At 68.7% G+C, this 13,568-nt stretch carries 5 protein-coding genes; 4 read left to right on the top strand and 1 reads right to left on the bottom strand.

Going from position 1 to position 13,568, the window contains the following annotated elements:
• Window positions 1-43: 43 nt before the first annotated feature.
• From hemW to A5733_RS12755, 3 genes are all read left to right on the top strand, one after another.
• Window positions 44-1,216 (top strand): radical SAM family heme chaperone HemW, encoded by a 1,173-nt coding sequence (gene hemW / locus A5733_RS12765; protein WP_076240367.1) that lies wholly within the window; start codon window positions 44-46, stop codon window positions 1,214-1,216.
• A 128-nt stretch (window positions 1,217-1,344) separates the two neighbouring features.
• Entirely contained in the window at window positions 1,345-2,742 is a 1,398-nt protein-coding gene (locus A5733_RS12760) for a salicylate synthase (protein WP_076240366.1), read from the top strand.
• Between the two features lie 217 nt (window positions 2,743-2,959).
• Window positions 2,960-8,158 (top strand): type I polyketide synthase, encoded by a 5,199-nt coding sequence (locus A5733_RS12755; RefSeq protein WP_076240365.1) that lies wholly within the window; start codon window positions 2,960-2,962, stop codon window positions 8,156-8,158.
• 6 nt (window positions 8,159-8,164) lie between these two features.
• Here the strand turns inward: A5733_RS12755 and A5733_RS12750 are convergent, their stop codons facing one another.
• On the bottom strand, window positions 8,165-9,814 hold the full coding sequence (locus tag A5733_RS12750; protein WP_076240364.1) for a (2,3-dihydroxybenzoyl)adenylate synthase: 1,650 nt from the start codon (window positions 9,812-9,814) through the stop codon (window positions 8,165-8,167).
• A 112-nt stretch (window positions 9,815-9,926) separates the two neighbouring features.
• Here A5733_RS12750 and A5733_RS12745 point away from each other — a divergent pair, with 112 nt between their 5' ends.
• A complete protein-coding gene (locus A5733_RS12745) occupies window positions 9,927-13,499 on the top strand; it encodes a non-ribosomal peptide synthetase (RefSeq protein ID WP_076240401.1) in 3,573 nt (1,190 codons plus the stop codon).
• The last annotated feature ends 69 nt before the right edge of the window (window positions 13,500-13,568 follow it).

Genomic DNA, 13,568 nt, shown 5'->3' with positions numbered 1-13,568 from the left:
GTGAGCAAAAGTCGGCGCTGGACAGTCTGGGAAAATCAATCTCATGAGTACCCGCACCGCGACCGCCGGCCAACCCGAGTTGGCGCCCCGGCCCGGCCGTCCGTTCGGGATCTACATCCACGTACCGTTCTGTGCCACCCGGTGCGGGTACTGCGACTTCAACACCTATACGCCGGCCGAACTCGGGGGCGCCAACCCGGACGGCTGGCTGGCTGCATTGCGGGTCGAACTGCGGCTGGCCGCGGCCAAGGTCGGTTCGGTGCCGGTGCAGACGGTGTTCGTCGGCGGCGGTACCCCCTCGTTGCTGGGCGGGGCCGGTCTGGCCGCGGTCCTGGGCGCCGTTCGGGACAACTTCGCGCTGGCCGCCGACGCCGAGGTCACCACCGAGGCCAACCCGGAGTCGACGTCACCGCGGATGTTCGCGACGCTGCGCGAGGCCGGTTACACCCGGATATCGCTGGGCATGCAGTCGGCGGCACCGCAAGTTTTGGCCGTGCTGGATCGCACGCACTCGCCGGGGCGGGCCTCGGCGGCGGCGAGGGAGGCCCGTGCCGAGGGATTCGAGCACGTCAACATCGACCTGATCTACGGCACGCCGGGGGAGAGCGATGACGATCTGCGGCGCTCGATCGACGTTGCGGTGGCCGCCGGCGTCGACCATGTGTCCGCGTACTCGCTCATCGTCGAGGACGGCACGGCACTGGCCCGGCGGGTACGTCGCGGCGAGATCGCCCGGCCCGACGACGATGTGCTGGCCCAGCGTTACGAACTGCTCGATGCCCGGCTGTCAGCGGCCGGGCTGAATTGGTATGAGGTGTCGAACTGGAGCCGCGCCGGCGGGGAATGCCGGCACAACCTCGGCTATTGGAACGGCGGTGAGTGGTGGGGCGCCGGTCCGGGAGCGCACGGCTTCCTCGGGTCGACGCGTTGGTGGAATGTCAAGCACCCCAACGCTTATGCCCAAGCGTTGGCCGACGGCAGGTTGCCGATCGCCGATTTCGAGGAGCTCGGTGCGCGCGATCGGCATGTCGAGGACGTGATGCTGCGGGTCAGGATTCGTGACGGGCTCCCGGTGGCGCTGCTCGATTCCGGCGAACGGTCTCGAGCCGAAACCCTGTGTAGTGAAGGTCTTTTGGCCGCGCACCAGTCCTCGCTGGTGTTGACCGACCGTGGACGTCTGCTTGCCGACGCGGTGGTGCGCGACCTGCTGGGGTAAGGCGCGGAGCGCGGCGGTTCCTGTGCGAAATCTGTGAGGTATCTGTGCGAAAGTATGTGCTCTCGTAGGGAAAACGTGTTCGGTACGTAGGTCTGTGCAATGAGTTAGGCGAGGCTATGCTTTGCCGAATGCTCACCAGGAATGCCCAAGCTGACTGCAATGCTTCGGCCGCCCTCGTCTCGATCGAGCTGCCGACAGGTGACGGCGCGATCTGTCCCGCCGACCTGGCCGCCGAGATTGCCCGCGCGGGTGACGCCGACGGGAACGACTATGTGGTCTACGAGCGGGGAAACCGATGGCTGTTGGCGTCCGGATCGCAGCGCGGCGTCGAACTGGACAGCGATGAGATACGGCTCACCCACGACGGCGCGGTGGTGGCCAGTCGGTCGTGGACGGGCAGGCCGGGCAGCGTGCTGGGGCAAGCAGTGGACCAGATGCTCGCCGACCCGGAAACCAAGTCCGACACCGCGTTCGGTTGGGTCGCATTCGAATTCGGGGCGTACAAGTTCGGCCTGGCCGACCGGCTTCCGCCGAAGACGCCGTTGGCCCGCGTATTCAGTCCGCTCACTCAGATCGAGGTGACCGCCGAGCGGGTCGTACTGCGCGGTGCCCACCCGAGTCACCACGATGTCGTGCGGCGGCTGATCGCCGAAGGGCTCCCGGTGACGTCCGCTCCGCGGGCGGTCGATATTCGCCAGGACGGCAGCGCTTACCGCGAGCGGGTGGCCTCGGCGATCGAGGAGATCGTGGCGGGCCGCTATCAGAAGGTCATCCTGTCGCGGCGATTCGACGTCCCGTTCCGGCTCGACTTCCCGTCGACGTACCGGTTGGGCCGCCGGCACAACAACCCGGCGCGGTCATTTCTCTTGCGGCTCGGCTCACTTCGTGCCCTGGGCTACAGCCCCGAACTCGTCGCCGCCGTGCGTGGGGACGGTTCGGTGATGACGGAGCCGTTGGCCGGCACCCGGGCATTCGGTCGCGGCGCCGCCAATGACCGCGCGGCACGCGACGATCTGGAGTCCAACTCGAAGGAGATCGTCGAACACGCGATCTCGGTGCGCAGTTCGCTGCAGGAAATCGCCGAGGTTGCCGAACCCGGCACAGCGACGGTCACCGATTTCATGACGGTTCGCGAGCGCGGAAGCGTGCAGCACCTGGGTTCCACGGTGGGTGCGCGTCTCGACCCGTCGATGGATCGGATGGACGCGCTGGAGGCGCTGTTCCCGGCGGTGACGGCATCGGGTATTCCCAAGGCCGAAGGGGTCGACGCGATCCTGCGCCACGACGAACTCCCTCGTGGCCTGTACTCCGGGGCGGTGGCGATGTTCTCGGCCGACGGTTCGCTCGACGCCGCGCTCGCACTGCGGGCGGTCTACGAAGCCGACGGGCGCACCTGGCTGCGGGCCGGTGCCGGAATCATCGCCGAATCCACACCCGCTCGCGAGTTCGAGGAGACCTGCGAGAAGCTGAGCACGTTGTCGCCGTATTTGGTCGGCGTGCCGGAAGCGGGGCCGGTATGTGAGTGAGCTAACACGGGCCAAAGCCGACGAAACTGCAGGTCTTACCGTCCACGTCGACGGTATAACTGCACGTCACAGCCGGTCGGGGGCCTCCCAGTAGATTCACAGGTTCGGGCGGGGTAGTCCTCCCGAACCTGTCGGCCGTGTGCCACTATGGTCCGCATGTCCGCAGCGTATTTAGGCAAGCCTATCCAGACTTTCCTTCGCTCGGGATCCTGCTGACATGGCGCCGGAACCTTTCGTCTCCGAGCCTGTCGCTGTGATCGGCCTGGCCTGCCGTGTCGCCGGCAGCATCGCCACTCCGTCGGACTTCTGGAACTTCCTGCTCGACGGGCGCAGCCACGTCACGGAGGTGCCCGAGGATCGGTGGGAGCCGTATCTGCAGCGGGACCCGCGCAATGCCGCGGTGCTGCGTGAGGTCACCCGACTGGGCACCTTCCTCGACGATCTCGCCGGATTCGACGCCGAGTTCTTCGGCGTCTCGCCTCGCGAGGCCGAGGTGATGGACCCACAGCAGCGGTTGGCGCTCGAGGTCAGCTGGGAGGCACTCGAACACGCCGGGGTATCGCCCAAAACGCTGGCCGGCAGTGACACCGCCGTGCTGATGGGCGTCAACTCCGACGACTACGGCAAATTGATCATGGAAGACCTGTCCGGCATCGACGCCTGGACCGGCATCGGCACATCGCTGTGCGGTATCGCCAATCGGGTGTCACACCTGTTGGATCTCCGCGGTCCGAGCGTGGCGCTGGATGCGGCATGCGCAGCCTCGCTGGTCGCGGTGCACCAAGCGTGTCAGATGCTGCGCGCCGGGGAGACGTCGCTGGCTCTGGCCGGCGGGGTCAGCGCACTGATCGGGCCGGGCCTGACCCGTGTCCTGGACGAGGCCGGCGCCACCGCGCCCGACGGTCGCTGCAAGACCTTCGATGCCGCCGCCGACGGATACGGACGCGGCGAGGGCGCCGGTGTGGTGGTGCTCAAACGGCTCGCCGACGCCGAACGCGACGGTGACCGCATCCTGGCGGTGGTCCGCGGCGGTGCCACCGCTCAGGACGGGCGCACGGTCGGCATCATGTCACCCAACGGCGCCGCCCAGGTTGACATGTTCCGGCTGGCCTGCCGGGCCTCCGGGGTCGATCCGGCGAGTGTGGGATACGTCGAAGCCCATGGAACCGGCACTCCCACAGGCGATCCCACCGAGGTCGGGGCGCTCGCCGAGGTGTACGGCGCCGGACGTGACGAGCAGGATCGATGCCGGATCGGATCGGTCAAACCCAACATCGGCCACCTGGAGGGCGGCGCCGGGGTGATGGGCCTGATCAAGACGGTCCTGGCACTGCACCATGAGGCGATCCCACCCACCGCCGGGCTGCGGCAACTGACGGATGCCGTCGACTGGGCCAACAGCGGGCTTCGGGTTCCCACCGAAGTCGAGCCGTGGGCGCGCACCGACACCCCGCGTCGGGCGGCGGTCTGCAGCTACGGCTACGGCGGCACGATCGCGCACGTCCTGCTCGAAGAGGCACCGACGCCACGGCCGACGACGAACCGCATCGCGCCCGGTCCGGTCATCGTCCCGCTGTCCGCGCGGTCCCAACAACGCCTGGCACATCAGGCCGCGGCACTGGCCGACCACCTCAGAACGGGGCATCAGGCAGTGGCGCCGGTGGCCGCCACGCTGTGGACTCGCCGTACCCACGAGCCTGTCCGAGCCGCGATCGTCGCCGAGCAGCGACATGAGTTGATCGCCGGTCTCGACGCCCTGGCCCGCGGTGAATCCAGCAGCACCCTGGTCACCGGTACGCTCCCGGGCGGGCAGGCCCGCGATGCGGTGTGGGTGTTCTCCGGACACGGTTCCCACTGGGCCGGTATGGGGCGTGAACTCCTCACGCACGAGCCAACTTTCGCCCGCCTCATCGACGAGGTCGACGAGGTGTTCGGTCCGGAGCTCGGCTTCTCCGCCCGCGAGGCGCTGAGCACCGGTGAACTCGGTGGCACCGACCGGGTTCAGGCGCTGACCTTCGCCATGCAGGTCGGATTGGCCGCGGTCCTGCGTGAGCGCGGGGTACGGCCGGCCGCGGTGATCGGGCACTCGGTCGGTGAGGTCGCGGCCTGCGTGGTTTCCGGGGTGTTCGAGCTGCACCAGGGTGCAGCCGTCGCCTGCTATCGCGCGCGTGGCTTCCGTGCGGTGATGGGCCATGGCGCCATGGCATTGGTGCGGCTGCCGTTCGCGGAGGCCGAAACCCGGCTGACCGGCCGCACCGATGTGGTGGCGGCGATCAGTGCGTCGGCCGAATCCTGTGTCATCTCGGGCCGCACCGCCGCCGTCGACGAGGTCTGCTGCATGTGGGCCGAGCAGGGCATCGTGGTGCGCCGAGTCAACACCGACGTGGCCTTCCACAGTCCCGCGATGGACGATCTGACCGCTGCCCTGGCCGAGAACGTCGCGCGTCTTCAGCCACCCAGCGAAGCCGAGATCCCGCTGTACACCACGGCTTTGGCCGATCCGCGGTCGGCCGCACCGCGCAACGCCGACTACTGGGTGCAGAACCTGCGCGGCCAGGTGCGGTTCGCCGAGGCCGTCACGGCAGCCGCCGAGGACGGGCACCGGCTGTTCCTGGAGGTGTCCGCGCATCCGGTGGTGTCACATTCGGTCGTGGAGACCTTGCTGCACCTGGGCATGGACGACCACGCTGTCGTCCCGTTGCTGCGACGCAACACGTCTGAGTCGGCTGCGGTCACGGCGGCGGTCGCGTCGTTGTACTGCCACGGTGCCGACGTCGAGCGCGGTGTGGCAGCGGTTGATTCGTGGGATGCCGAGTTGCCCGTCACCCAATGGCAGCACCGGCGGTTCTGGCGGACGCCCAGCCCGCCGCCCGGCGGGCGCGCCGTACACGACACCGCCGGCCACACGTTGCTGGGCGGGCGCACCGAGGTGGCCGGCACCGTCGCCACCCGGATGTGGCAGACCCGGCTCGACTTCGACACCCGGCCCTACCCCGGCGACCATCCGGTGCAGGGGACCGAGATCGTGCCTGCCGCAGTGCTGTTGAACACATTCCTGACGGCGGCCGGCAACGGCACCGGCGCGGGCGCCGCAACACCAGTCGGCGCCGCGATAACGGACGTGCGCTTGCGTACCCCGGTGGCGCCGGCGCGCGCCCGCGATCTGCAGGTGGTTTTGCAGGACCGTGAGCTGACACTGGCCTCGCGCCTCGCCGAGGGGCAGGACGGGGGGTGGCTGACGCACAGCAGCGCAGTGGTGCCGGCCGACGACGTCCCGGTCGAGAGTGCTCTCGCCGCAATCGATCTGGTCGCCGCGCGGGCGCGCTGCACCGAGCAGTTGGCGCCGCGGCATGTGATCGACACCCTTGCCGAACTCGGGGTGGCAGCAATGGGATTCGAGTGGGTCATCAAAGATCTTCGCCGCGGCGAGGGTGAACTGCTGGCATCGGTGAGCTCGGAGGCTGATGGCTCACAACCCTGCACGTGGGCGTCGTTGGTGGACGCGGCGACCTCGGCCGCCTCGACCATCTTCGACGGGCCGCCGCGGCTGCGGATGCCCGCCCGTATCGAGCGGGTGCACGTGTATGGGGCCCCGCAGGCCACCGCGATGCTGTCGGTGCGGCGACGGCCCGGCACCACCACGACCGATGTGGTGATCACCGACGAAACCGGGGCGGTGCTGCTGGCGATCGGCGGGATGACCTTCGAGGAATTGGAGAACCCCGGACGGGAATGGTCGGCCGCCGACACCCGCCGGATCGTGCATCGGGTGGCCTGGCATCCGGTGTCGGCGCGCGACGAGCAGTCGCCGAGCGGCGTCGTGCTCGTCGGTGGAGACGTGGACCGGTTGGAATCCGCGGTCGACGATCTCACCGCGGCGGCGGTGCCGTATCGGGCGGTGGAAGAACCCGAAGAGCTGGAAACGCTCATCGAGTCCGGTTCCCTTCCGGTCACACTCGGAGATTCCCCGGTGGTCCTGGTGCTGCCGCGTGACGATGACTCGCCCGAAACGGCGGTGGACCTCGTGACCAGGACACTGGCCGTGCAACAGCGGCTGGGCGTGTCCGCGCGGTTGTGGGCGCTCACCATCGGCGTCCACGAGGGCGGCGACCTCATCCACGCACCGCTGTGGGGACTGGGCCGCGTGGCCGCCGCCGAGCATCCCCAGCTGTGGGGCGGTGTCGTGGACGTGGCCGACGGGTGTTTGCCGCTGACTGCGCTGGGCTCGCTGCCCGGCCACGGCGTAGTGGTGGTCCGCGACGGCGTGAATTTCGCGGCCCGCCTCGCCGCCTCGGAATCGGGTGCCGCCGCCGCGCAGGATGCTCAGATGCACTGCGTACCCGGCGGCACCTATCTGATCACCGGGGGAACCGGCGTCCTCGGCCTGCGGATGGCCCAGCGCCTGGCCGATCTCGGGGCGCGGCGTCTGGTGCTGCTGTCGCGCTCCGGTCTGGGGGATCGGTCGGCCTGGACACACGGCAACCAGTCGGCGGCGGTCCGCGCGGTCACCGCATTGGAAGAGCGTGGCGTATCGGTCACCGTGGCCTCGGTCGACCTCGGAGCGCCCGGATCGGCCGATGCCCTGCGTGAGGTGCTGCGGCCACTGCCACCGGTGCGCGGGGTGATCCATGCCGCCGGCGTGGAAGCCGGTGCGCTACTGATGAATACCACGTCCGACGAGTTCGCCGCGGCGATGCATCCGAAGGTGCACGGCACGTTCGTGCTGAACGAGGTGTTCCCGCCCGGGCAACTCGACTGGATGGTGCTGTTCTCCTCGTGTGGCTATCTGGCCGGCTTCCCGGGCCAGGGCGCCTACGGCTGCGCCAACTCATTCCTCGATGTGATGGCGCGTCACCGGCGCAGCCTGGGTGACCGCACCACGGCCGTGGCGTGGACCGCGTGGCGCGGGCTGGGGATGGGATCGACATCGGAATTCGTTGCCGCCCAGCTCGATGCGCTCGGCATGGGGACGGTGGCCGCCGACGACGCGATGCGCGCGCTGGATCTCGCCATGCGGGAAAACACCGCCAATGTCGTGGTGCTGCCGGTCCTTCCGGCTGCTGCCGCGGTGCCCATCCTGGCGGATGTGGCGCCTGAGGAGGAGCCTGACCGTGACGCCGAGCCGGTGACGGCGGCGGGGGAGTTCGACACCGAGCACGTCGCTGCCCACGTTTTGACTGCGGTGGCAAGCCAATTGGGGCTGCCCGAAGCCGACGTCAACATCGACCTGCCGCTGGTCGAGCTCGGTGTCGACTCGATCATGACCGTGCGCCTGCGCCGTCAGCTGGAAAAGCAGACCGGGCTGTCGCTGCCGCCGACACTGTTGTGGGAGCACCCCACCGCGGCGGCCGTGACGGCCCGGATCATCGAGATGCTGACCCCCGCGGTGGAGTGCGAGGTTTCGGCGGGCGGTTAGGCGGCCTCACCCGGTGATCGTGGCGACGAGCTTCTTCTTGTCGACCTTGCCCACCACGGCGGTGGGCAAGGTCGGCATCGGGACCAGAACGTCGGGCCTGGCGTGGGCGGATGCGCCACGTTGGTCCAGGAATTCGTTGAGCTGAACCAGGCTGACCGGTGCGCCCTTGAAAACCACTGCAGCGCAGATCTTCTCGCCGAGATACTCGTCGGGCAACGCCACCGCGGCAGCCGCGTACACCGCGGGGTGGGCCAGCAGGTGGTCTTCGAGGTCCGTGGCTGACACCGTCTCACCGCCGCGGTGGATGACGTCCTTGATGCGCCCGGTCACCTCCACATAGCCGGCCCGTGGCCCGTCGGTGAAGATCCGGACCCGGTCGCCGGTGCGGAAGAACCCGTCGGGACTGAACGAGCGTGCGTTGGCCTCCTCGGCGCGGTAGTAGCCGTTGAACGTGTACGGGCCGCGGACCAGCAGCTCACCTTCGCGGCCGGACGCGACCTCGTGGCCGTCCTCGTCGACCACCCGCATCTCGTCGTGCGGAGACATCGGCCGGCCCTGGGTGTTCTCCACCACGTCTACCGGGTCACCGGGCCGGGTGAAATTCAGCATCCCTTCGGCCATTCCGAAGATCTGCTGCAGGCCGGGGCTCAGGCCCTCGCGGACGAACCGGGCCTCCTCCGGGGACATGCGCGATCCACCCACCTGGACCACGCGCAGCGAGGTCGGCAGTACCGGTTCCCAGTCGCAGGCCTGGGCCCACAGCTTGGCCAGGGCGTTGACCAGACCGGTCACCGTGACACGGTGGGTGTTGATCAGGGCGAAGGCCGATTCGGGGCTCGGGTCGTCGGTGTAGACGGTGGTTGCCCCGACCGTCATCGAGCCGAGCAGGCCTGGGCAGGCCAACGGGAAGTTGTGGCCGGCCGGTAGTGCCGCCAGATAGACATCGTCGTGCACCATCTCGCAGGCCTGGGCACAGGCCGTGGCGTTGTAGAGGTAGTCCTCATGGGTGCGGGGGATGAGCTTGGGCAGTCCGGTGGTGCCGCCGGAGACCAGCAGCACTGCGGGCGACGTGGTGTCGACGGTGACGTTCGGTGGCCCCGGCTCGGCGAAATCCTTGAGGGCAGACCATGATTCGAAGGCGCCCGGGTCACCGTCGACGAGCACATGGTGCACCCGCGGGTGTGTGGCCACCAGTTGTGCGGCCAGGTCACGGTAGTCGAAACCGGCGGCGACGTCGGGGATCACCAACCCGACAGCCCCGCTCACCTCGGCGAAATGCCCGAGCTCGGCCGAACGGTGACCGGGTAGGCAGAACACCGGAACCGCCCCGGCGCGAAGCAAACCGAAAGCGGCGACGGCGAATTCGCGGGTGTTGGGCAGTTGCACCAGGATCCGGTCGCCGGGCGCGATGCCACGGGCGGAAAGCGCCGCGCCGATGCGGTCGGCCAGGGCGTCGAGCTCGCCGAAGGTGGCGCTCCCGGTGACGTCCACCACGGCCGCCTTGTCCGGCCAACGGGCGGCGGCATCGCGCAAGATGCTGTCCAGGGTTTTGCCCTGCCAGTACCCGGCCTGGCGGTACACCTCGGCGCGGTCGGAGGGGAACGGCGTGAATCCGTTTGCCAGTTCGTCCTGTTCACGGTCAAAACCGGTGGTCATCGGTGTTGTGACTCCCGTCGGGTGGGTCTGTTGACAGATCGAATATAGGGTAACCTCCACAAAGTTAGGACAGCCTGCACTAAGAGTTCGGTGCGAATGATTCGGAGGCGTGGTGAGTGTGGTTGCGACAAGTTCCCAAACGGTTCGTGACGAGGTCGCCGCGCTCCTGGGGGTAAGCCCTGACGAGGTCGACCCTGACGCCGACCTGATCGCCTCCGGGCTCGACTCGATCCGCATGATGTCGCTGTCGGGCCGGTGGCGCAAGCAGGGCATCAATGTCGGGTTTGCCGCTCTGGCAGCAAATCCCACCATCTCCGCGTGGATCGATCTGGTCGCCGAACACGTCCCGAACGCGGAAGCCGAAGACACGGTCACCGACACCGCCGGTGGCGGTGTCGGTGGCGGTGCCGACGATGAGCCGTTCCCGCTGGCACCCATCCAGCATGCGTTCTGGGTGGGGCGCAACAACGACCAGCAACTCGGCGGCGTCGGCGCCCACCTCTACGTCGAATTCGACGGCGTCGACGTCGATCCGCAGCGGCTGAGCGCCGCGGCGGAGAAGCTGGCCGCGCGTCATCCGATGTTGCGGGTCGAGATCCTGCCCGACGGCACGCAGCGGATCGGTGACCGCCCGCTGCCGGTCACTATCTATGACCTGCGCGACCTGGATCCGGCTGCCGCAGAAGAACAGTTGGAGCTCACCAGGGAGTCCAAATCCCACCAGATGCTGCACGACGAGGTGCTACAGCTGAGCCTGTCGCTGCTGCCCGGCGGACGCACACGCCTCCATGTCGATATGGACATGCAGTGCGCGGATGCGGTGAGTTACCGCAATTTCATGGCCGACCTGGCCGCGCTCTACCGCGGTGCCGACCTGCCCGAGTTGGGCTACACCTACCGCGAGTACCGGGCCCGGCTGACCGCCACGGCGCCCCCACCGTCGCAACAGGACGTGCAGTGGTGGGGCGAGCGGGTGCCGGATCTGCCGGATCCGCCTGCACTGCCGCTGGTTCCGTTGTCCGATCAGCGCAACCCGCACCGCAGTATCCGGCTGTGGGAGATCCTCGACGTGCCGACGCGCGACGCACTGTTCGCCGCGGCGCATCGACGTGGCATCACCCCGGCCATGGCGGTCGGTGCGTCGTATGCGAACGCGCTGGCGCACTGGTCGACGCAGTCGCGGTTCTTGCTCAACCTGCCGATGTTCGGCCGCGAGCCCTATCACCCCGACGTGGACAAGCTTGTCGGTGACTTCACCTCGTCACTGTTGCTCGACATCGACTTGACCGGGGCCGCAACGGCCACCGAACGGGCTCGGGTGGTGCAGGAGACCCTGCACGCCACGGCCGCGCATTCGTCGGTGTCCGGGCTCGACGTGCTGCGTGACATGAGCCGCCACCGCGGCAGCCAGACGTTGGCCACCATCGTCTACACCAGTGCCCTCGGCCTGGGTGACCTGTTCGCCGGTGATGTCACCGATCAGTTCGGGGCCCCGGTGTGGACCATCTCGCAGGGCCCCCAGGTGCTCATCGATGCCCAGGCGACCCCGCTGGCCGAGGGCCTGATGATCAACTGGGACGTACGGACCGAGGCCTTCCGGCCCGGTGTTGCCGAGGCCATGTTCGCCTACCACCTCGCCGAACTGCGTCGCCTGGCCGCCGATGACGCGGCCTGGGATACCGCCGACCCGCCGGCGATCTCCGAGCAGCAACGCCAGGTGCGGGCCGAGCTCAACGGATCGGTCTCGACTCCCAGCGGCGACGTGCTGCACACCGGATTCCGCACCAACGCCGCAGCCACGCCCGACGCGCCCGCGGTGTTCTGCAGTGCCGGCAACCTCAGCTACGGCGAGCTGCAGGACAAGGTGCTGGCCGTCGCGGCTGCGCTGCAGTCCCGCGGTGTGTGCCGCGGTGAGGTGGTCGCGGTGCTGGGCCCCAAGAGCGTCGAACAGGTCATCGCGCTGCTGGCCATCTCGATGGTCGGCGCCGCGTATCTGCCGGTCGGGGTGGATCAGCCCGCGGATCGTGCCGAGCGCATCCTGCATACCGGTGGCGTGGACTTCGCGCTGATCTGCGGGGCGGGGGACGACCATCCCCACCTGCCGCACCTGACCGTGGCCGACGCCGAGATCATCGGTGACCCAACGCATTTCGTTCCCGTTGAGGTCGAGCCGTCGGATCTGGCCTACGTATTGTTCACCTCGGGTTCCACCGGCGAGCCCAAGGGCGTCGAGATCACCCACGACGCGGCGATGAACACCATCGAGTTCATCAACGATCATTTCGGCATCGGCCCGGCCGATCGCTGTCTGGCGTTGTCGCACCTGGAATGCGACCTGTCGGTGATCGACGTCTACGGGACCCTGCGCTCGGGTGGTTCGATGGTGGTCGTCGACGAGGGGGACCGCCGGGATCCGGACGTCTGGGTCAGGCTGATCGACGAGCACCAAGTCACGGTTCTGCACTTCCTGACGGGCTGGCTGGAGATGCTGGTCGCCGCCGGCGGAGCCGGCGCATCTGGCACCGCCGGCGGAGCCGGCGCATCCGACACAGGCGCCGGTCCCTTGTCCTCGTTGCGCGTGGTGCCCACCGGCGGTGACTGGGTGCGTCCGGACCTGGTGCGCGCATTGCGGGCCGCGTCACCGCGGGTGCGGTTCGCCGGGCTCGGCGGGGCCACCGAGACCGCGACGCACAACACCATCTTCGAAGTCGGGTTCGACGACGACGCCCTGCCCGCGCATTGGACCGCGGTGCCGTTCGGGGTACCGCTGCCCAACAACTGCTGCCGGGTGGTCGACGCGCGGGGTGAGGACTGCCCCGACTGGGTTCCGGGCGAGCTGTGGGTCGGTGGGCGGGGTATCGCCCGCGGGTACCGCGGGCGGCCCGACCTGACTGCCGAACGCTTCGTCGAACACGACGGGCGGCGCTGGTACCGCACCGGGGACCTGGTGCGGTCCTGGCCCGACGGGACGCTGGAGTTCGTCGGCCGGGCCGATCACCGGATCAAGGTCAGCGGCTTCCGCATCGAACTCGGCGAGGTCGAGGCCGCGCTGTGCCGCGTCCCGGGCGTCGATGCGGCGGTGGCGGTGCTGGTACCCGTCGACGGAGGCCACGATCTGCTGGGAGCGGTGGTCCGGGCCGATCGGGCCGGTGCGGACGGGGGCCTGGATCAGGAGGCGGTGGTCGCGGCGATGGCCGAGCTGGTCCCCGCCCACATGATTCCTCAGGTCCTGCTGATCGCCGATCAGCTCCCATACGCCCGGGGCAAGACCGACCGCAAGGCGGCGATCCGGATGCTGGCTGCGCTCGGGGCACCCGAGACGAGGGCATACCGGGAGCCGTCGGACCCACTGGAAACGGCCCTGTGCGGGATCGTCGGAGACGTCCTGGGGCAGACCGGCGTGGGTGTCGACGACGATTTCTTCGCCCTCGGTGGGGACTCGGTGCTGGGCACCCAGCTCGTGGCCCGAATCCGCGACTGGTTGGACACCTCGACGGTGATGGTCGCCGACATCTTCGCGGCTCGCACCGTCGCGGCCATGGCCGCGCTGTTGACCGCAAGGGAAGCCGGGTCAGACCGTCTTCAGCTGGTGTCCGAGCTGTACCTGGAGGTCAGCGGCATGGACAGCGCCGAAGTTGCGTCCGAGTTGGGACGCACATCCCCAGAACCGGCGTTCGGCAACTAAGGTTAGAGTTACTTCAGTTAGGGCAGGCTTGCTTATCGTCAGGAGGTCGTTGTGGACGCAGTAAGTCGA

The organism is Mycobacterium sp. NS-7484 (genome assembly GCF_001953975.1).
Classification (GTDB): domain Bacteria; phylum Actinomycetota; class Actinomycetes; order Mycobacteriales; family Mycobacteriaceae; genus Mycobacterium.
This window is presented reverse-complemented; position numbering and strand designations above follow the sequence as displayed.

Coding starts and splice junctions, on each gene's coding strand:
- hemW (WP_076240367.1), top strand. CDS start 44: ATGAGTACCCGCACCGCGACCGCCGGCCAACCCGAGTTGGCGCCCCGG.
- A5733_RS12760 (WP_076240366.1), top strand. CDS start 1,345: ATGCTCACCAGGAATGCCCAAGCTGACTGCAATGCTTCGGCCGCCCTC.
- A5733_RS12750 (WP_076240364.1), bottom strand. CDS start 9,814: ATGACCACCGGTTTTGACCGTGAACAGGACGAACTGGCAAACGGATTC.
- A5733_RS12755 (WP_076240365.1), top strand. CDS start 2,960: ATGGCGCCGGAACCTTTCGTCTCCGAGCCTGTCGCTGTGATCGGCCTG.